Origin of the sequence: Bacillus sp. DC4300-2b2 (assembly GCF_049895685.1) — a bacterium.
Lineage (GTDB): Bacteria > Bacillota > Bacilli > Bacillales > Bacillaceae > Bacillus > Bacillus safensis.
Window position 1 is genome coordinate 50,775 of the sequence record NZ_JAFCSW010000001.1, and the last position, 18,451, is coordinate 69,225.

21 protein-coding genes and 1 pseudogene are annotated in these 18,451 nt (G+C 41.8%); 5 read left to right on the forward strand and 17 right to left on the reverse strand.

The window, feature by feature from the left end:
- Window positions 1–47: 47 nt before the first annotated feature.
- Entirely contained in the window at window positions 48–998 is a 951-nt protein-coding gene (locus ACP69X_RS00335) for a methyl-accepting chemotaxis protein (RefSeq protein ID WP_411257656.1), read from the reverse strand.
- Window positions 990–2,096, reverse strand: a pseudogene (locus ACP69X_RS00340) (cache domain-containing protein); the annotation flags it as partial. The pseudogene ACP69X_RS00340 and the gene ACP69X_RS00335, both read right to left, overlap by 9 nt.
- Before the next feature lie 99 nt (window positions 2,097–2,195).
- Here ACP69X_RS00340 and ACP69X_RS00345 point away from each other — a divergent pair.
- Window positions 2,196–2,936 (forward strand): protein-glutamine gamma-glutamyltransferase, encoded by a 741-nt coding sequence (locus tag ACP69X_RS00345; RefSeq protein WP_034282523.1) that lies wholly within the window; start codon window positions 2,196–2,198, stop codon window positions 2,934–2,936.
- 21 nt (window positions 2,937–2,957) lie between these two features.
- Here the strand turns inward: ACP69X_RS00345 and ACP69X_RS00350 are convergent, their stop codons facing one another.
- The 6 genes from ACP69X_RS00350 to ACP69X_RS00375 all read right to left on the reverse strand — a co-directional run bounded on the left by ACP69X_RS00350 (window position 2,958) and on the right by ACP69X_RS00375 (window position 7,107).
- Window positions 2,958–3,206: a hypothetical protein gene (locus ACP69X_RS00350; RefSeq protein ID WP_411264041.1), complete on the reverse strand. Its 249-nt coding sequence runs from the start codon at window positions 3,204–3,206 to the stop codon at window positions 2,958–2,960.
- Between the two features lie 23 nt (window positions 3,207–3,229).
- The gene (locus ACP69X_RS00355; RefSeq protein ID WP_426052318.1) at window positions 3,230–4,255 is read right to left on the reverse strand and encodes a nitronate monooxygenase; all 1,026 of its coding nucleotides are present in this window, start codon (window positions 4,253–4,255) and stop codon (window positions 3,230–3,232) included.
- Between the two features lie 16 nt (window positions 4,256–4,271).
- On the reverse strand, window positions 4,272–4,673 hold the full coding sequence (locus ACP69X_RS00360) for a secondary thiamine-phosphate synthase enzyme YjbQ (RefSeq protein ID WP_041088521.1): 402 nt from the start codon (window positions 4,671–4,673) through the stop codon (window positions 4,272–4,274).
- Window positions 4,674–4,785: 112 nt separating this feature from the next.
- The gene (locus ACP69X_RS00365; RefSeq protein ID WP_073979092.1) at window positions 4,786–6,078 is read right to left on the reverse strand and encodes a hemolysin family protein; all 1,293 of its coding nucleotides are present in this window, start codon (window positions 6,076–6,078) and stop codon (window positions 4,786–4,788) included.
- Window positions 6,079–6,126: 48 nt separating this feature from the next.
- On the reverse strand, window positions 6,127–6,801 hold the full coding sequence (locus tag ACP69X_RS00370; protein WP_024423288.1) for a zinc metallopeptidase: 675 nt from the start codon (window positions 6,799–6,801) through the stop codon (window positions 6,127–6,129).
- Between the two features lie 81 nt (window positions 6,802–6,882).
- Window positions 6,883–7,107 (reverse strand): hypothetical protein, encoded by a 225-nt coding sequence (locus ACP69X_RS00375; protein WP_041088517.1) that lies wholly within the window; start codon window positions 7,105–7,107, stop codon window positions 6,883–6,885.
- Between the two features lie 126 nt (window positions 7,108–7,233).
- Here ACP69X_RS00375 and ACP69X_RS00380 point away from each other — a divergent pair, with 126 nt between their 5' ends.
- Window positions 7,234–8,220 carry a potassium channel family protein gene (locus ACP69X_RS00380; protein ID WP_426052319.1) on the forward strand — a complete coding sequence of 329 codons (987 nt, stop codon included), beginning with the start codon at window positions 7,234–7,236 and terminating at the stop codon, window positions 8,218–8,220.
- Here the strand turns inward: ACP69X_RS00380 and ACP69X_RS00385 are convergent.
- From ACP69X_RS00385 to ACP69X_RS00405, 5 genes are all read right to left on the reverse strand, one after another.
- Window positions 8,217–8,618, reverse strand: coding sequence for a YugN-like family protein (locus tag ACP69X_RS00385; RefSeq protein ID WP_024423291.1), 402 nt, complete (start codon window positions 8,616–8,618; stop codon window positions 8,217–8,219). The two genes, ACP69X_RS00380 and ACP69X_RS00385, sit on opposite strands and share 4 nt — an antisense overlap.
- Window positions 8,619–8,668: 50 nt before the next feature.
- Window positions 8,669–8,866, reverse strand: coding sequence for a spore germination protein (locus ACP69X_RS00390; RefSeq protein ID WP_041088511.1), 198 nt, complete (start codon window positions 8,864–8,866; stop codon window positions 8,669–8,671).
- 111 nt (window positions 8,867–8,977) lie between these two features.
- A complete protein-coding gene (locus tag ACP69X_RS00395) occupies window positions 8,978–10,333 on the reverse strand; it encodes a glucose-6-phosphate isomerase (protein WP_426052320.1) in 1,356 nt (451 codons plus the stop codon).
- 126 nt (window positions 10,334–10,459) lie between these two features.
- Window positions 10,460–11,632, reverse strand: a complete 1,173-nt coding sequence (locus ACP69X_RS00400; protein WP_041088509.1) for an iron-containing alcohol dehydrogenase — start codon at window positions 11,630–11,632, stop codon at window positions 10,460–10,462.
- A 119-nt stretch (window positions 11,633–11,751) separates the two neighbouring features.
- Window positions 11,752–12,915 carry an iron-containing alcohol dehydrogenase gene (locus ACP69X_RS00405; protein ID WP_041088507.1) on the reverse strand — a complete coding sequence of 388 codons (1,164 nt, stop codon included), beginning with the start codon at window positions 12,913–12,915 and terminating at the stop codon, window positions 11,752–11,754.
- Window positions 12,916–13,059: 144 nt separating this feature from the next.
- On the opposite strand from ACP69X_RS00405, the gene ACP69X_RS00410 reads away from it, so the two are divergent.
- A complete protein-coding gene (locus ACP69X_RS00410) occupies window positions 13,060–13,296 on the forward strand; it encodes a DUF378 domain-containing protein (RefSeq protein WP_003212952.1) in 237 nt (78 codons plus the stop codon).
- A gap of 244 nt (window positions 13,297–13,540) precedes the next feature.
- Here the strand turns inward: ACP69X_RS00410 and yugI are convergent, their stop codons facing one another.
- From yugI to ACP69X_RS00425, 3 genes are all read right to left on the reverse strand, one after another.
- Window positions 13,541–13,933 carry a S1 domain-containing post-transcriptional regulator GSP13 gene (gene yugI, locus ACP69X_RS00415; protein WP_008345795.1) on the reverse strand — a complete coding sequence of 131 codons (393 nt, stop codon included), beginning with the start codon at window positions 13,931–13,933 and terminating at the stop codon, window positions 13,541–13,543.
- 198 nt (window positions 13,934–14,131) lie between these two features.
- The gene (locus tag ACP69X_RS00420; protein WP_041088504.1) at window positions 14,132–15,325 is read right to left on the reverse strand and encodes an aminotransferase; all 1,194 of its coding nucleotides are present in this window, start codon (window positions 15,323–15,325) and stop codon (window positions 14,132–14,134) included.
- Window positions 15,326–15,826, reverse strand: coding sequence for an Lrp/AsnC family transcriptional regulator (locus tag ACP69X_RS00425; protein ID WP_003213765.1), 501 nt, complete (start codon window positions 15,824–15,826; stop codon window positions 15,326–15,328).
- 175 nt (window positions 15,827–16,001) lie between these two features.
- Here ACP69X_RS00425 and ACP69X_RS00430 point away from each other — a divergent pair, with 175 nt between their 5' ends.
- Window positions 16,002–16,826 carry an alpha/beta fold hydrolase gene (locus ACP69X_RS00430; RefSeq protein ID WP_041088502.1) on the forward strand — a complete coding sequence of 275 codons (825 nt, stop codon included), beginning with the start codon at window positions 16,002–16,004 and terminating at the stop codon, window positions 16,824–16,826.
- Here ACP69X_RS00430 and ACP69X_RS00435 read toward each other — a convergent pair.
- Window positions 16,823–17,083: a DUF1871 family protein gene (locus ACP69X_RS00435; protein WP_041088500.1), complete on the reverse strand. Its 261-nt coding sequence runs from the start codon at window positions 17,081–17,083 to the stop codon at window positions 16,823–16,825. The two genes, ACP69X_RS00430 and ACP69X_RS00435, sit on opposite strands and share 4 nt — an antisense overlap.
- 83 nt (window positions 17,084–17,166) lie before the next feature.
- Between ACP69X_RS00435 and ACP69X_RS00440 the strand changes: the two genes are divergently transcribed.
- Window positions 17,167–18,342, forward strand: a complete 1,176-nt coding sequence (locus tag ACP69X_RS00440) for a MalY/PatB family protein (RefSeq protein ID WP_426052321.1) — start codon at window positions 17,167–17,169, stop codon at window positions 18,340–18,342.
- Window positions 18,343–18,451: the final 109 nt, after the last annotated feature.

Consider the following 18,451-nt stretch of genomic DNA (forward strand, 5'->3'; position numbering starts at 1 on the left):
AAATAAAAAAAATACCCAGACAATTCTGGATATTTTTTCATCATTATTTAATTAATTTTAAATTGACTTGTGAGCTCTTTTAGTTCCTCTGCCATGTTGGCAAGTGTCACAGAAGAAGATGTGATTTCTTCCATAGATGCTAGCTGCTCTTCTGCGGAAGCCGCAATGTCCTGAATGTTTGCTGCGCTTTCTCTAGAGACTTGGCGCATCTCCTGCATCGCTTGTGAAACAAGCTTTGAACCGCTCGATAGGTCAATTGCTGTATCGTTTAATTGAGACAGTTTTTTCGACATTCCTTCTGCCGCCTCATAAATGTGCCGGAAGCTTTCTTTTGCTTCTTCTGTCATACCGAGTCCTGCGTTTACTTCTCGATTGACTGCTTTGAACATATCTTGAGATTTAGCAATTTCTAACACAATTTCTTGGATAAGCTTCTCAATTTCTTTCGCTGAATCTGCGGATTGGACAGCTAGTTTTCTCACTTCTTCTGCAACGACGGAGAAGCCGCGTCCCGATTCACCTGCTCTTGCTGCTTCGATTGCTGCATTAAGCGCAAGTAAATTCGTTTGATCCGCAATGCCGTTAATGACATTTAAAATACTCGTAATATCTTTAGACTTGTATTCTAATTCTTTCATGACCTGTTCTGCTTCTTGTACAGATGTATCAATATGTTTCATTTGGCTCGCTGTGCTTTCAACAATTCGTCCGCCTTGACCAGCCGCCTCTGTTGATTGAAGTGAGACGGCAGCCACTTCAGATGAGGTTTGTGACATATCTTGTAATCCTTCGTTCATTGCCACAAGCTGATTCGTACTAGATTCGACTTTCTCGTTTTGTGCTTCATTTCCATTTGAAAATTGTTCAATCGACATCGTGATATGCTCTGTTGCTTGACTCGTTTGGCTGGCACTTGCCGTCAGCTCCTCTGAAGCCGAAGCCACATTGTCGACAGATTGCTGTACAGCACGAATGACGTCACGAAGTGATTCACTCATCTTGCTGAAGCTTCTTGTGAGATCTCCTATCTCATCCTTCGATTTCGTTTCAAGGGTTTCTGTTAAATCCCCTTCACTCACTTTTTCTGAGAAATCAACGAGCCTTCTCAGTCCAATTGTGATCGAGCGAACGATGAAGAAGATAGCGACACCGCCAAGGATAAATGAAGAAATTAAAAGAATAATGGCAGAATTCCAAACTGGCTGTGCTGCTTCTTCTGTTTCTGATACAAACATCGTTCCAGCAATTTTCCAACCTGTTAAATCATTTGTTACAAAAACGATACGTTTTTGTTCTCCTTTATTCTCATAAGTTGATGTTCCTTCTTTGCCGCTGTAAAGGATAGATGAAATATTTTCTGTGACCGTAGATCCTGATTTTTCTTCTGGATGGGCTACAATTTGTTTGTTTTTATTTGCAATAATTGGATACCCTTCTCGTCCAATTTTAATATCTTTTATTTTATCTACAATGTCTTGCACATCAATGTCAATTCCGATCGCTCCCGACCCGTCCTTCAGGCGCTGGGCAATCGTGACTACCATGCCGTTTGTTGTAGCAGAGATGTATGGATTGGTGACAACTGGCTCTCCTTTTTCATTCTGCATCGCTTGCTGATACCAATCGCGTGTTGTTGGATCAAAGCCTTTTGGCATGTCTACATTAGGAAACTGAATGAAATCACGATTTTTACTTGCTGCATAAAAACCAACCACATCTTCTTCATTGATTTTGCTGTATATCTCAAGATGCTCATACAGTTCGTCCTGGTTTTTCTTTTTAAAGTCTGCAGCAGTAGATGTTTCAGTAAAAAGTTTCACCGCATTTTCCTTATTCGAAAGCTTTTGCTCGATCATGTCATTCAGTTCATTGACTCTTGCATTTGCTCCGTACATGATTTCATGATCTAGTTCTTCTTTGGCAATCTGATATGAAATCGTACTGAGTGTAATAATGGGCAAGACGAGAACAAGTGTGAATGAAATAATCAATCTTTTAGAAATCGATGGTTTTTTCAACCATTTTATTACACTTTTCATGTTTTTCCTCCTTTTAAACGTTATTTTATATATCGGACGGCTTGATATTATTTTCATGTTTTTCAAATAAAAAGGATGACTTTTTGTTTATTTTCACAAATTGATTCCTTGCCCAAGCACCCTGCATACGCTAATACAAAAGGGGGCGCTTTTCATATGATTATCCTTTCAGGACAGCCAGTGACAAATGAGCAGCTGGCATCGTTTCAGCTAGAAGGACAAAAGCGGATCATTTTGATGCAGTTACAGGCCTCGAATGATACGTTCCGCTATAGGCAAGCATCTGATTTGTTATTTGAAGTCACTTTAAGATCGAACATTATGAATGCTGCAAGAGATTTGAATAAAAGCGGTGCCTCATTTGCCATCTTTCAAAGATCGCGTGCAAATGATGCGTTTTGGCGTGTATCAGAAGCAGGAGCACTAGAGCTGCGCTATCAAGTGGAGCCTTCTAGAGGCATTAAAGACATTTTTGAAAATGGTTCAAAATATGCATTTGAATGTGCAACGGCGATTGTCATTGTGTTTTATATGGGGGTCTTGCAAACAGTAGGCGAGGAGAAGTTTAATCGAAGACTTCGCAGTTTAACACTGTATGACTGGCACTATGATACTTTGTCAATTTATACAGAGCGCGGAAATGATTTTATCTATGGGGATTGCTTATATTTTGAAAATCCAGAGTTTAGCTATCAGCAGTCGCAATGGCGCGGGGAAAATGTGATTTACTTAGGAGAAGATCAATATTACGGTCATGGGCTTGGAATTTTAACAGCGGCAGAAATTATCGACAAACTGAATAAGAGAAGACGGCCAGGTGCGGTTCAATCCGCTTATTTATTACCGCAGACTACCCGCATGGATGTGATTTATCTCAGGCAAATGTTTGGCAGCTAAAAAAAGCCTCTTGTCTATTGGTTATGACAAGGGGCTTTTGTATGCCTTGCGTTTACGATAATTTTGGAGTGTGCCAAGCATCGTGTTCGCAAGGATCTCCATTTCTTCTAAATCTTTTCTTGTGACCGGTGGATCGTGCCGGCTCCAATTCACGTATCGAACAAAATAGTAATGACGAATGGGCGTAAGGACGGCAGGAGAATGAGGAAAATCATCAAACCAAAATTCAATCTGACCTTTTTTTCGGTAGGAATGTTTTAAGATGTCCATCCGTCACACCACCCGTCATGATTTTATATCTGCGTCAGTTCGTGCATGATGTCTTCAACGGTTAAAATCGAGCGAATACGCCCAACGCCCTGTCCTGCCCACAGAGCCATTTGTTCAGGGTTACCGCCGGCAGCGGCTGCTTTTCGCATCGGTGTTGTCCATACATGCTGAACCGGATAAGGAAGAACCCTATCTTCATGCAGGCTTTCATCCTCCATCCACTGATTCACAATGCCTCTCGCTCTTTTCCCAGAAAAAAGCCTTGTCACCCTTGTTTCACTGCCTTCTGCCTGTAAAATGGCCTGCTTGTATACCTCTGCCGCAGCACTTTCCTTGCTGGCTAAAAACCTTGTGCCGATTTGAACCGCATCTGCTCCAAGCGCCAGCACTGCTTTCACACCTGCTCGGTCCGTGATACCTCCGGCAGCAATCAATGGCACGCGGCAGAGCGATTTGACATCAGAGATCAGACTGATCAGTCCCAGCAGCGCGTCTCCTTTTGCACGTAAAAATGTGCCGCGATGCCCGCCTGCTTCACTTCCTTGCAAAACAATGGCATCCATTCCTTTATCCTCTAAAAGCAGTGCTTCCTCTTTTGTAGTCGCCGTTCCGATTAAAAGAATCCCCTTTTGTTTTAAGCGCTGAATCGTTTGTTCATTTGGACAAGCAAAGGTAAAGGAAACAATCGGAACGTCTTCTTCCAGAAGAATGTTGATTTTTTGTTCAAAATCATCCCACAATTCTTCTTCGCTTGGCATCCTATCTGCTGACGGGCGTGCAGGCAGTCTCTTTTCCCAAAATGCCACATCCTCTTTTTTCACTTCTGGAATTGGCTCTGGTACAAACACATTGACCTGAAACAGGCGAGATGTCAGTTGTTTGACCTCTCTAATCTGCTGTCTCAAATGGTCAGGCTGCACATATCCACTTGCCAGGCTGCCAAGCCCTCCGTATTCCGAAACAGCGGCTGCCAGCTGCGGTGTCACAGCTCCTCCTGCCATTGGCGCTTGGATGATTCCATGTTCCAGTAACTTTTTGATATCCCCCATTTACTTCCCCCATCTCTTACTCGTTTGACGACACTTGTACATAAAAATGACGATGTCTCGGCCCATCAAACTCACAGAAATAGATTCCCTGCCACGTGCCAAGTACAAGATCTCCATCATGAATGAGAACATGCTGAGACGCCCCCATATAACTCGCTTTCATATGTGCTGCCGTATTTCCTTCCATATGGCGGTCCTTTGGATGTTCCCATGGAAAGACTTCATCGAGCCGGCGAAGCATATCCCCTTTCACATCTGGATCCGCATTTTCATTAATGGTGATCCCCGCTGTCGTATGTGGACAATAGACGATGACAGTTCCGTTTTGTATGCCTGTTTCCTTGACATATTGGAGAACCTCGTTTGTGACGTCGATCATGTCATCGCGTCTGTCTGTTTGTACATTGATTTTTTTCATATGAGCTGCCCCTTTTTGACGTTTCTATAAATCCATACCCTTTTTAAATGAAACAAATCTTCTCACCTAAAGTTTACCAAGCAAAAAAACCTCGTCAAGCAATACGAGGTTTTTAAGAAAAGTGAACCTTTTTGACTTCAATGGTTCGAATATGGTGGTCTTCAGCATCAATGATCGTAAATTCACAGCCTTCTGCTTCAATCGTATCTCCAATGTCAAAATCAAATTTATGCGTCATCATCCAGCCTGCAATTGTATCAACATCATCATTCTCAATGGCTAAATCCAATAAATCATTTACTTCATCAATTAATGCTTTCCCATCCATCACATAATGGAAATCACCTTTTTTAACAATGTGAGGTGTTTCATCCTGATCATATTCATCTCGAATCTCTCCAACAATTTCCTCTAATATGTCTTCCACTGTGACAAGTCCCGCTGTACCTCCGTATTCGTCTACGAGCACTGACATATGGATTCGCTCCTTTTGCATCAAAATGAGCAATTCTTGAACAGGGGTGCTTTCAATGACTCGGATCACCGGACGCATTAAGTCTTCAATAGATACATCTTGATTTAGAAAACTCGCTTTAAATACATCTTTGCTATTAATAACACCTATCACATGATCTTTGTCTTCTTTAATAACAGGGTAGCGCGTGTACCTTTCGTTCAGCATATAATGAGTCACATCATCCAGGGTCTGTTCAATCTCTATAGCTGAAATTTCTGTACGCGGAATCATGATCTCTCTCGCCACTCGGTTATCAAATTCAAAGATTTTATTCACATATTTGTACTCAGATAGGTTAATCTCACCCTTCTCATAGCTTTCAGATAAAATGAGACGCAATTCTTCCTCACTGATCGCCACTTCATGTTCTTTGACAGAATGAAAACCAAATAATTTCACAATGCCTCGTGCTGCACCATTTAATGCCTTAATAAACGGGTACATGACTTTATAGAAAAAGATGAGTGGTTTTGCTGTCACAAGGCTGACGGCCTCTGCCTTTTGAATGGCAATCGTTTTAGGCGCCAGTTCTCCAACAACAACATGTAAAAATGTAATGATCACAAACGCGATGATAAACGAAAGGATGTCAGTTAATGCGGAATGAAGCCCGATTTTTTCAAAAAGCGGATGCAGAAAATGCTCCACCGTCGGCTCACCCAGCCACCCTAGGCCTAAAGCTGTGATGGTAATGCCAAGTTGGCAGGCCGATAAATATTCGTCGAGATTTGATATCAGCTTTTGAACATGGATGGCTCTCTTATCACCGCTCTCAATCAGCTGGTTGATTTTAGAGCCTCTAATTTTCACAATCGCAAATTCAGTGACAACAAAAAAAGCTGTTGCAGCAATGAGTAAAATGACTAAAAATACGTTTAAAATATACAAAAAAACCCTTACCTATCACTGGTAAGGGCTCACCTCCTCTGGCATCAATTAATCATTACGGCCATTTAGGAAGATCATTACAAAACGGAGCAATTCAAACAGAGAGACAAGGGCCGCTGCTACGTATGTCAGAGCTGCAGCATTTAACACCTTGTTCACGCCTCTTTCTTCACTGCTTCTAATGATTCCTTCTGAAACAATGATATCTTTTGCACGAGAACTTGCATTAAACTCGACAGGCAATGTCACAAGCTGAAAGAATACAGCTGCTGAGAATAAAATGATCCCAAGCCCGATTAAGTTAAGGCTGCTGAGCAAAATTCCACCAAGGAAAAGAAGCGGAGCAACACCAGATGCAAAGTTCACGACAGGAAAGATCTTATGTCTCAAAACAAGCGCACCATAGGATTCCTGATGCTGCAAGGCATGTCCAACCTCGTGTGATGCAACTGAAATGGCCGAAATGGAGTGGCCGTAGTACACAGGTTCAGATAAACGAACCACACGCTGTGTCGGGTCGTAATGATCAGTCAAAGTTCCTCTTACCGGTTCAACGGGCACATCGTATAACCCGTTGCGATCTAAAATATATCGAGCGGTTTCAGCACCTGTTTTCATACTGGATGCTTCCACCTTTGAATACTTTTCAAAATTATTCTTCACTTTAAATTGTGCCCAAAATGATAATCCCAATGCGGCAAATGTTAAAAAATAAAAAAACAGCATGCTCATCAGCTTCCTTTTTATTTTATATATTTATTTACAATTTTAATGACTTTTATGTACCATGTACAGCAAAAAGCACTAGGTCTTTTTTAGGGGAAAAATCGCACCAATGAGAAAGAAGAACACACCTAAGCATGCTGTATAAAAGGTCACTGTACCATAAAGGTCTTGAAAAAAGTGCAGCCATGAAAAATCATTCATAAAATGATTCACAGCATTTAAATCAAACACGAGTAAGATGACAGCTGATGATAAAAAGTGCACACCAATAAAAAGAAGTACGGTCTTTTGAACGAACGACATTCGAATTTCCTCCTTCTTCTCCCTTATTTTAAGATATGGGTTCTATTTCAATACATGACAAAGATGAAAAAATGTGTTCTCAATCGGGCATACTGATATTAGCAGTCTCCTGAAAGGAAGAGTCCGATGAAATCAACCCGTATCTTTATCGCTTGGCTAAGGTGGCCGCTTTATCTTCGAATTGCCATCATTATCTGTTTTTTGCTTCTCTTTTTTGGACAATTAATCGTTTTGCTTGAACCGAAGCAGTATCATACGATCTTTGATGGGATCTGGTGGGCGCTCATTACAGTCTCTACGGTTGGCTACGGTGATTTTGTGCCGCAAACCATGCCAGGGCAGGTGGCAGGTATGGTGCTCATTTTTATCGGAGCCAGCTTTGTCACCGCTTATTTCGCCACACTTGCCGCCGCTGTGTTCAGCAAACAGCACCATTATGTTGAAGGCAAGGTAGCCTTTAAGGGGAAAGGACACCTGATTATCGTCGGCTGGAATGAGAAGACGAACAAACTGCTTCAGTCGTTTCAAACGATTAATCCAGCCATGCCGATTGTGCTGATTGATGACTCCCTGAAAGAGGGGCCTCTTTTAGAGAATGTTCATTTTATTAAAGGACATGGGACCGAAGACAGCACACTCCGTAAAGCCAATATTACCGGTGCAGATGCACTGATGATTACGGCAGATCAGCATGAAAATGAAGTGACAGCCGATATGCAGAGTGTTTTAACTTTACTTGCTGCAAAAGGATTAAATCCTTCCCTATATTGTCTGATTGAAATCTTAACAGATCGTTACGTGAAAAATGCCGAGCGTGCTGGCGCCAACCAAGTCATTCATACCTCTGATGCTGTCAATCATTTAATGGTTGAACATTTTCTGATAAAGGAACAACTTACGGCGTTTAAGAAAAAACGACATATGACGTTGCATAAACACGTCACGATCATACCTGTACCAGCTTCATTAGCCGGAGAAACATTCTTAACAGCGCTCCATCACTTTTTAGAGCATCATGTGATCATCGTTGGCGTACAAAAAAAAGAAGGACCCATGATGAATCCTCCCTTTGGCTATGAGCTTCATCCAGAGGATGAACTGATCAGCCTTTAAAGCAGTGCGTCTTCTAATTCCTTGACGAGCGAAAAGCCAATCTCAGCATAAGCCTTTGATACATCTCCATCTTTCTCTTTTGGTTCTTGGAATTGGTTAAAAGATGCGCCCACATTTCCAACCATCGCATGATCATCTAACTTGTCTTGATATACATGCTTTAAGAGAAATGGATGTCCCATTTTCACCACAACACCTGGCTGATCCAGCTGGCCTTTCTCGGCTGTAAAAGGAACTCTGAGAAAGGTATAGCCATCACGGTTATCAATTTTATAATCAAAATACCCGTGATCATAATCCCAGTTCCCATTAATGACATAACCGAGCGGCTTCATTGTTTCTTCTAAATGGTAAAGTGAAAAGCTTTCACCAGGCAGTCTGGATGGTACATGAATCATACGAAACCCTCCTTTTTGTATAGGGTTCGTTAAAGAGAGGAATTCATACATTAGCCCTTCGTGATTTGTGCATTGTTTGTAAACGCCGCATCAAATAGGCTTTGATTGGATAATTGATTCGTCTCGTTATCGCTGCCAGAACCTGCTGTTTCCTTCGTAGCACTCATAGAACAAATGCGTCTGACATTGCCAAAGTTAACGATCGCCTGTCCAGAAATATCATGGATATAAATATGATTCGTCCTCATTTTTCACCCTCCTCCATTCATTATTCTATGTACAGTACACAGGAAAGCTTGCACAGGAACCTGAAGAAAACAAAAAAGGCACACCCTTTTGAAAAGGTGTGCTTTTTCGTCTTATGATTGTTTTAAACGGCTTTCAAGCTCTGCTTTTTTCTCTTCGAAGCCCGGTTTGCCTAGTAAAGCAAACATATTCACTTTATAAGCTTCTACTCCAGGCTGATCGAATGGATTGACGCCTAGTAAATATCCAGACATCGCACATGCTTTCTCAAAGAAGTACACAAGGTATCCAAATGTATAAGCATTCATCTCAGGAATTGTCACGATAAGGTTCGGTACTTTTCCATCTGTATGGGCAAGCATCGTTCCTTCAAATGCTTTTTTATTGACGAAATCAACCGTTTTTCCTGCCAGATAGTTCAAGCCATCAAGGTCTTGTTCTTCTGCTTCAATCACAAGCTTATGTCGAGGCTTGTCTACATTGACGATTGTTTCGAACAAGTCTCTTCTTCCTTCTTGAACATATTGACCAAGTGAATGAAGATCTGTTGAGAAGTTAGCAGATGAAGGATAGATTCCTTTTTCATCTTTGCCTTCACTTTCACCGAATAATTGCTTCCACCATTCTGCGAAATATTGCAGGCCTGGCTCATAGTTAATCAGCATTTCAATCGTTCTGCCTTTATTGTAAAGGACATTGCGGACGACAGCATATTGGTAAGCCGCATTTTCAGAAAGCTCAGATGAAGCGAAGTCTTCGCTTGCTTTTGCCGCACCTTCCATCATCTGATCAATGTCTGCACCGCTCACAGCGATTGGCAAAAGACCGACTGCTGTTAATACAGAATAGCGTCCGCCTACATCATCAGGGATGATAAATGATTCATAGCCTTCTTCAGTTGCTAATGTTTTCAGTGCACCGCGTGCCTTGTCAGTTGTCGCATAAATACGTTTTTTCGCTTCTTCAGCACCGTATTTTTCAATGAGAAGCTTTTTAAAGATGCGGAACGCAATGGCTGGCTCTGTTGTTGTACCAGATTTTGAAATCACGTTAATGGAGAAATCTGCATCTTCCAATAGATCCATCACATCTGTTAAATAAGAAGAACTAATGTTGTTTCCAATAAAAATGATTTGCGGTGTCTTGCGCTTGCCTTTTGGCAAAGTGTTATAGAAAGAATGGTTCAAAAACTCAATCGCCGCACGTGCGCCTAGATAAGAGCCGCCGATTCCGACAACAAGCAGGACGTCAGAGTCAGACTTAATTTTATCTGCACTTTTTTTAATGCGGGCAAATTCTTCGCGGTCATATTGCTTCGGCAAGTCGACCCAGCCTAAATAATCACTACCTGCACCCGTTTGTTCATGAATATTATGATGGGCCACCTTCACAAAATCTTTTAAATATGTAAGCTCATGTTCTTGAAAGAAAGGTAACGCTTTCGAGTAGTCAAATTGAATATGTGTCATCGCTTGTAAGCCCTCCATTACGTTAGTTCTGTCCCTTTCACTTTAGCGGAACTAGCTTTTGAAATCAAGTGATCGTCACTGGCAAAGCAAAAAGCCGCCTCTCATTCGGAGAAGCGGCAATCTGGATTATAAAGAAGCTTTCAAAATCGATAGAATGTCATCACGGTTAAGTTTCATAAAGTTTCCAAAACCACCATATTCCATTTCTTTTGCTGCAATGTCGGCAATTTTGTCCAGCTGATCCTCACCAATGTCATAATCAGCTAAACGGCTTGGTGCACCAAGACTTGTCCAGAACGCTGACAGTTTGTCGATTCCTTCTAATGCGATGTCACGATCTGACTTTCCTTCTGTTTCGATGTCAAACATGTTCAGCATAAGGTTTTTAAAACGTTCCACATTATGATCAAGCGTGTGGCGCATCCAGTTTGGGAAGAGGATAGCAAGCCCGCCTGCATGCGGAATGTCATAGACAGCCGATACAGCATGCTCAATCGTATGGGACGCCCAGTCGCCAAAGTAACCCATTTGTAGCGTGCCATTTAGGGCAATCGTTCCTGCATAGAGAATCGTTTCACGATGCTCATAGTTTTGTAAGTCCTCCAGCAGTTTTGGTGCTGTCTCGATGACCGTTTGAAGAACAGCAAAACACATCCGATCCTGTAAAGGCGTGTTTTTTACATTATGGAAGTATTGCTCAAAAACGTGGCTCATCATATCGACCATACCATACACTGTCTGGTTTTCTGGCACAGAATACGTATGCTCAGGGTCTAGAATCGAAAAAGCAGGGTGAGTGACTGAGCTGCCCCACACATATTTTTCATTCGTTTCCCAGTTTGTGATAACAGAGTCTGGGTTCATTTCTGAACCAGTTGCTGCAAGTGTCAGCACTGTGCCAAACGGCAGTGCTTTTTGAGCAGTTGTTTTCTTTGAAATAATATCCCACACATCACCGTCATACTCTGCTCCAGCTGCAATCGCTTTTGTACAGTCGATGACACTGCCTCCGCCAACAGCTAATAAGAAATCAATGTTCTCCTTCTGGCAGATATCGATTCCCTTTTTTACTGTTGTGAGGCGCGGGTTTGGTTCAACGCCAGACAGCTCAAACACTTCAGCACCTGCTTCATTTAACGCACTGATGACATTGTCATAAAGACCATTTTTCTTAATGCTGCCTCCGCCATATACAAGTAACACTCGTTTTCCATAACGAGCGAGTTCGCTTTTGAGTCCTTCTAGTTGTCCTTTTCCAAACATTAATTTTGTTGGATTGTAGTAAATAAAATTCTCCATCTGTTGAAACATCTCCTTACAACGAATATATCCAAAAACATGAAAGACTACTGTAACATATGTACACGATGAACTCAAAAAAGATAGCTGCTAAAAGCAGCTATCTTTTGGATGTTCGATTATAAAGAAGCGTTTAGAATAGCTAGAACATCTTCTTTGTTTAGCTTTTTAAATTGACCAAATTCACCACGTGCCATTGCACGGTCTGCAATCAAGTCAATTTTCTCATCGCTGATGTCATAATCCGCTAAACGACTTGGTGCTCCTAGGCTTGTCCAGAAAGCAGACAGCCTGTCGATTCCTTCTAAGCCGACTTCTTCATCTGTTTTGCCCGTAGGATCTACATCAAATACACGCACCGCTAGTTGTTTAAAGCGGCCTGGGTTTTCTTGAATCACATGCTTCATCCAGTTCGGGAACAAGATTGCAAGTCCGCCTGCATGAGGAATATCATAGACAGCAGATACTGCATGCTCAATGTTATGAGATGCCCAGTCACCACGTGCCCCCATTGAAAGCATTCCATTGAGCGCAATTGTGCCAGTGAATAAAATGGTTTCACGCAGCTCGTAGTTCTCTAGATCGTTGATCAACTTCGGTGCCGTTTCAATGACAGTGCGAAGAAGTCCTTCACACATACGATCTTGATAAGGCGTATTTTCCGTGTGATGGAAATATTGTTCGAACACATGTGACATCATGTCAACCATGCCATAAATCGTATGGTTTTTAGGCACAGTGAATGTGTTGACTGGATCCAAAATAGAGAATTTCGGGAAAACTGCTGGACTTCCCCAGCCATACTTCTCATTTGTTTCCCAGTTTGTGATAACTGATCCAGAGTTCATTTCAGAGCCTGTTGCGGCAAGTGTCAACACAGTCCCGAACGGAATAGCTTCCATAGGAACGTGCTTACGTGTCACGATATCCCAAGCATCTCCATCGTACTTCGCACCAGCTGCGATTGCTTTTGTCGCATCAATGACACTGCCGCCGCCAACTGCCAAAATAAAATCAATATCGTTCTCTTTGCAAAGCTCGACCCCTTTTCTTACTGTTGTTAAGCGCGGGTTTGGCTCCACACCAGCAAGTTCAGTGATGGCAGCCCCTGATTCTTTTAGGATGCTGACAACTTGGTCATAAAGGCCGTTTCGTTTAATACTGCCTCCACCATATACAAGTAATACGTTTTTTCCGTAGTGTTTGAGTTCATCTGAAAGGGCTGATACTTCTCCCTTTCCAAAAATTAATTTCGTTGGGTTCCAATAAGTAAATCGATCCATGTGATCTCCTCCTCGCGCTACATTATGCGCCTCATTCATTCCAAAAGTAAAGTAATTTGCTTTCATCCATTTTCTTACGCATAGTTTGGCTAAAAATCTGCAAAATATAAATGTATTGATGCTGTAGCGAAAGGAGGAATCACGATGAGTGCTATTCAGCGTATTGCCCTCGTGCTCACGATTATCGGTGCTATTAACTGGGGACTAATCGGCTTTTTTCAATTTGACTTAGTAGCAGCGATCTTTGGCGGACAAGGTTCTGCATTATCACGTATTATTTATGGTCTTGTTGGAATTGCAGGTCTTGTCAACCTTGGTCTGTTGTTCAAGCCAAGCGAAGAAGCTGTTCGCCGTGACGAGCCGAATCCAGAAGTTCGTTAAATAGAAGGACATAAAAAAGGCTGCCTACATGAGGCAGCCTCAGCGTGTAGACAAACCCTCGCATTCTTTGTCAGGTCTGCGCGCTGGTGCTCACGAATTCTAAATTCGCTCCGCTCCAGTGCTCGCCCTTCCTAGATTTCAAAGGTTTTCTATCACACTGAAAAAGAAGACAAAGGGCTAAAATAAAGATCATTTTAGCCCTTTGTCAACAATCTAAGGCACCGTTTGAAGCGGTGCTTTTTTATTATTTCTTGATAAGATCTTTACGGTTTGATTGCTCAATCCACTCTTCAAGTTTATCTTTAAGCGTATTGAAACCTTGTGGTGCAGCAGCTTCTTCTTTTACTTGCTGTGGTCTTTGTTTCTTTGGCTTGCTTTCTTTTCTTTCAGGTGCTTCTTGTGTCGCACGGATAGAAAGGCTGATTTTACCTGCATTTTCATCAACAGAAAGAACTTTTACTTGTACTTCGTCACCAATTGAAAGGTGCTCGTTGATGTCTTTTACAAAGCCATGTGTTACTTCAGAAATATGCACAAGTCCTTGAGTTTCTTCATCTAATGCAACAAACGCACCATACGCTTGTAATCCTGTTACTTTACCAGTGTAAACACTGCCTACTTCAAACTTTGTCGCCATGATAACAACTCCTAAATAAATGTTTTAATATTCGTTTATACGCAATTAAAAACTATATCACAGAACGGGCAGTTACGCAAAATATTTTTTAAATGGGTTTAGATCAGATCAAAAGGGGGAATACCTGAAAACAAGAATGCTTTCTAGTATTCCCCCCTAATTTGTGAGGCATGAGTCCATTTGGATTGATGCCTTTTTTTATTTTAAAATGGCTGATGCTGCTTCCTTCACTTGTCGAGCCTGCAAAAAGCGCTGAATTCTTGAAAGTGATTCCTGAAGATGATCAAGTGACGAAGCATATGAACAGCGAATATGACCCTCACCGCTCGGTCCGAATACATTCCCAGGAACAACAGCGACTTTTTCACTTAGGAGCAGCTCCTCAGCAAATTGTTCTGATGTCATGCCTGTGCTTTTAATCGATGGGAACGCGTAAAATGCTCCGTTTGGCTGGTGGCATGTGAGTCCTAGTTCATTAAGGGAACCGACAAACAAATTACGGCGCCTTCTATAGCTTTTCTTCATTTTCTCTACATCTTCAAGCCCATTTTTTAATGCTTCTTCTGCCGCATATTGTGCCATCGCCGGCGCGCACATCATAGAATATTGATGTATTTTCAGCATGGCATCGCGCAGTACAGGTGGTGCTGCCACATACCCTAAGCGCCAGCCCGTCATGGCAAACCCTTTAGAAAAGCCCGAAATCAAGATTGTTCTTTCCTTCATATCCTGAATAGCCGCCACGCTTGTAAAAGCTTCATCGTATGTTAGCTCTGCATAAATCTCATCTGTAATAATGAGCAGGTCATGCTCTTTCGCAAATTGAGCAATATCTTCAAGCTCTTCCTTTGAATAAACAGACCCAGTCGGATTTGATGGCGAGCAAAGCAAAATGGCTTTTGTCTTCGGTGTCAGTTTCGTGCGAAGATCAGCAGAATCTGCTTTGAAATCTTTTTCAGCGGATGTACTTAAATAGACAGGCACTCCGCCTGCAAGTGTCGTAAGTGCCCCGTATGCTACGAAACAAGGCTCTGGAATGATCACTTCATCCCCGCTGTTTAAAATCGCACGAAAGGCCAAATCAAGTGCCTGGCTTCCGCCAACTGTGATAATGAGTTCTTCTTCTGGACTGTAGTCAATGTGAAACCGCTTATATAAATAGTGGCTCAGTTCTTTTCGCAAAGAAATTAAACCTGCATTCGCCGTATAGGAGGTCAGTCCTTGTTCTAATGACATAATACTTGCTTCTCTGACATTCCAAGCTGTCACGAAATCTGGCTCGCCGACACCAAGGGAGATAACCCCCTCCATTGTGGCAGCCAAATCAAAGAATTTCCGAATACCTGACGGCTGAATGCTTTGTACCGTTTCAGATAAATAAGACTTTTTCATTTAAGGAGACACCACGATTCTTTTGTCATCGTCTCCTGTTTCAAACACTTTCCCATCATGTTTATATCTTTTCAAAATAAAGTGGGTAGTTGTTGAAACAACGGAATCAAGTGTCGATAATTTTTCAGATACGAAGCGGGCAATATCAGACATTGATCTTCCGCGGATCACAACGGAAAGATCATAAACACCTGACATGAGGTAGACAGACTCCACTTCCTGAAACCGATAAATTCGTTCAGCAATTTCATCAAATCCGACGCCTCTTTTTGGTGTCACTTTTACATCAATCATTGCTGTAACGCCTTCATGACCATCCACTTTTCGCCAGTCAATCATGGTTGAATAATCAATAATGACTTTTTGATCTTCAAGCTTTTGAATGATGGCTTCGGCTTCTTCTGTTGTCACGCCTGCCATTTTTGCAATTGTATTTAAATCGGCGCGGCTGTTTTCATCTAAAATCTCTAATATTTCAGTTTCTTTTTCTGTTAGTTTCATTTGATTTCACACCTCAGATTATAAAAGCTAGTTTTAAAAAATCTTCTGAACATTATAGCACGTTTTTCCCATTATGCTAAGCAGGGAAAAGATTCTAATAATAGCTTAAAATCCACTTTTTAGGGTACAATACAGTCACCTAACAGAGAGAGTATCAAGTATCGGAGTGAAGAATGTGGACATTGTTCAGCCAGCTTATATGAAAAGTACATTCGGTTTAGATATCTATTACGAGTACTATCCAAATGAGGGCAAGAAGACATTGATCTTAATTCATGGTCTCTTCTCTTCTACCTTCAGCTATCGAAAGCTCATCCCGCTTCTGAAACAGGACTTCAATTTAATTGCGATTGATCTGCCCCCATTTGGACAGTCCGAGAAGTCGAATACGTTTATTTACAGCTATCGCAACATGGGTAAAATTATTATTGAGCTAGCTGGTTATTTACAGATTCAGCATGCGATTCTCGTGGGTCATTCAATGGGCGGACAGATCGCCTTATACGCTGCTTCCGAACGGCCAGACCTATTTGAAAAGGCGGTTCTTTTGTGCAGCTCTGGATATTTGAATAAGTCAAAAAGATCACTTGTTTACAGCACATATATTCCTTATTTTTATCTGTATCTAAAAAGAAAGCTTTTAAAACAGGGCATTATGAAAAATTTAACAGCTGTTGTTCATGATCATTCCATCATTGATCAAGAGATGGTGGACGGCTATTTAAAGCCATTTTCAGATGATCAAATCTTTCGGGGAATCTTTCGTTTGATTCGGCACCGGGAAGGAGATTTAACCTCGGACGTTTTAAAGAAAATGGAAACACCTGTGCTGCTCATTTGGGGCGAGGAAGATCGAATCGTTCCCATTCAAATAGGCGAAAGACTGCACAAAGATCTGCCAAATTCGACCTTACATGCATTAAAAAAAACCGGCCACCTCATTCCTGAGGAAAATCCGGTCTTTGTGTCTGATCAAATCGGACATTTCAGCCTGTCTTAGCGTGAACAGGAGCTGCTGTCTCGCAAGACAAAAAGCTTATTCGCTATATGCTGACAGCTTTCTATCGGAAGAAGCTGTTCAAATGAGAGATGGTAAATGGCTTGAATCTCTTTTGCTAAAGATAACGGGTCTTCTGCGTCGTATAATGCACTGATGACGTCAACAGGCTCCGTTTCATAAAAATCCTCTCCATAATGAAAAGGGTCCCATGCCTTAATAAATTGAATCATCTCTTCTACAGCTTGACTATCTTTCATCGGTATCACCGCTTATAATAAATTTTGTGATGTTTATTTTAGCACAACCAAGAATGGTTGAAAAACAGCTAGAGGTGGGTTTCATGAATTTCGACGAACAGATCATACGTAAAGGTTCAAAATCAGTGAAATGGGATCAAGCAGAGTCTTTGTTCCTAACAACGGATGCCCTCCCGATGTGGGTGGCCGATATGGATTTTAAAGCGCCGCAGGTCGTCCTTGATGCATTGAAAGAGCGATTAGACCATGGTGTATTTGGCTATGCATTTCAAGATCAGGATACGCAGCAGGCAGTAGCTGGATGGCTCAAAAGAAGACACGGATGGACCATTCAGACAGAAGCGGTCACTTTTACACCAGGCATCGTAACGGCACTTAGTTTTGCTGTTCAAGCCTTTACAGCACCGCATGACGAAGTAGTTATACAGTCACCAGTGTATACACCTTTTTATCAAATGATTGAGCGAAATGGACGTACAGTCTCAACCAATCCTTTAAAAATAGAAAACAACCGTTATATGATGGATTTTGATGATTTAGAGAAAAAACTGAGCAGACCACAAGCAAAACTCATGTTCCTTTGCCATCCTCATAATCCGTCCGGAAGAGCCTGGTCAAAAGAGGAATTAAAGCGAGTTGGAGACCTATGTGTGAAGCATGGAGTCACAGTTGTTTCAGATGAGATTCACTCGGATTTGATGCTTTACGGGAAGCAGCATGTGCCCTTCGCCAGCCTTTCTGACGACATTGCACATATCACGGTAACGTGTATTGCGCCGAGTAAAACCTTTAATCTAGCGGGGCTCCAGGCATCTGCTATTATCATTTCAGATGAAGAAAAAAGAACCCTTTTCACCAATGAATTGCAAAGAAACGGACTGTCCAAACTGAATGCATTTGCGATTCCAGCGATGGAAGCAGCATACCGCCACGGGGATGAGTGGCTTGATGCCCTTGTTCTTTATCTCGAAGGCAACATGAAGATGGCGATGGACTATATTGAGGAATATCTTCCGAATATGCGTTATATGAAACCAGATGCTTCTTATTTATTGTGGCTGGACATTCGGGATTATCAATTCAGTCAAGCGGAATTAAAGCGGAATCTGCTGAAGAAAGGGAAAGTGATCCTAGAGCTTGGACACGTGTACGGACACGAAGGAGACGGCTTTATTCGGATGAATCTCGGCTGTCCGGCTTCAACAGTCAAAGAAGGACTGAAACGTCTTCATCAAGCGTTCACCCTATCAGCTGAATAAGACCTATACGGTAGAAAGAACATCCTAACGGGTGTTCTTTTTAAAGAAAAAAACCCTCCTTTTATCATATCTACTTTGTACATGAAATGATATAATGAGAGGAATTACT

Excerpts from the sequence above, each read along its gene's own strand:
- ACP69X_RS00335 (WP_411257656.1), bottom strand. The coding sequence starts at position 998 with ATGAGTGAATCACTTCGTGACGTCATTCGTGCTGTACAGCAATCTGTC.
- ACP69X_RS00345 (WP_034282523.1), top strand. The coding sequence starts at position 2,196 with ATGATTATCCTTTCAGGACAGCCAGTGACAAATGAGCAGCTGGCATCG.
- ACP69X_RS00350 (WP_411264041.1), bottom strand. The coding sequence starts at position 3,206 with ATGGACATCTTAAAACATTCCTACCGAAAAAAAGGTCAGATTGAATTT.
- ACP69X_RS00355 (WP_426052318.1), bottom strand. The coding sequence starts at position 4,255 with ATGGGGGATATCAAAAAGTTACTGGAACATGGAATCATCCAAGCGCCA.
- ACP69X_RS00360 (WP_041088521.1), bottom strand. The coding sequence starts at position 4,673 with ATGAAAAAAATCAATGTACAAACAGACAGACGCGATGACATGATCGAC.
- ACP69X_RS00375 (WP_041088517.1), bottom strand. The coding sequence starts at position 7,107 with ATGTCGTTCGTTCAAAAGACCGTACTTCTTTTTATTGGTGTGCACTTT.
- ACP69X_RS00380 (WP_426052319.1), top strand. The coding sequence starts at position 7,234 with ATGAAATCAACCCGTATCTTTATCGCTTGGCTAAGGTGGCCGCTTTAT.
- ACP69X_RS00385 (WP_024423291.1), bottom strand. The coding sequence starts at position 8,618 with ATGATTCATGTACCATCCAGACTGCCTGGTGAAAGCTTTTCACTTTAC.
- ACP69X_RS00390 (WP_041088511.1), bottom strand. The coding sequence starts at position 8,866 with ATGAGGACGAATCATATTTATATCCATGATATTTCTGGACAGGCGATC.
- ACP69X_RS00395 (WP_426052320.1), bottom strand. The coding sequence starts at position 10,333 with ATGACACATATTCAATTTGACTACTCGAAAGCGTTACCTTTCTTTCAA.
- ACP69X_RS00400 (WP_041088509.1), bottom strand. The coding sequence starts at position 11,632 with ATGGAGAATTTTATTTACTACAATCCAACAAAATTAATGTTTGGAAAA.
- ACP69X_RS00405 (WP_041088507.1), bottom strand. The coding sequence starts at position 12,915 with ATGGATCGATTTACTTATTGGAACCCAACGAAATTAATTTTTGGAAAG.
- ACP69X_RS00410 (WP_003212952.1), top strand. The coding sequence starts at position 13,060 with ATGAGTGCTATTCAGCGTATTGCCCTCGTGCTCACGATTATCGGTGCT.
- yugI (WP_008345795.1), bottom strand. The coding sequence starts at position 13,933 with ATGGCGACAAAGTTTGAAGTAGGCAGTGTTTACACTGGTAAAGTAACA.
- ACP69X_RS00420 (WP_041088504.1), bottom strand. The coding sequence starts at position 15,325 with ATGAAAAAGTCTTATTTATCTGAAACGGTACAAAGCATTCAGCCGTCA.
- ACP69X_RS00425 (WP_003213765.1), bottom strand. The coding sequence starts at position 15,826 with ATGAAACTAACAGAAAAAGAAACTGAAATATTAGAGATTTTAGATGAA.
- ACP69X_RS00435 (WP_041088500.1), bottom strand. The coding sequence starts at position 17,083 with ATGAAAGATAGTCAAGCTGTAGAAGAGATGATTCAATTTATTAAGGCA.
- ACP69X_RS00440 (WP_426052321.1), top strand. The coding sequence starts at position 17,167 with ATGAATTTCGACGAACAGATCATACGTAAAGGTTCAAAATCAGTGAAA.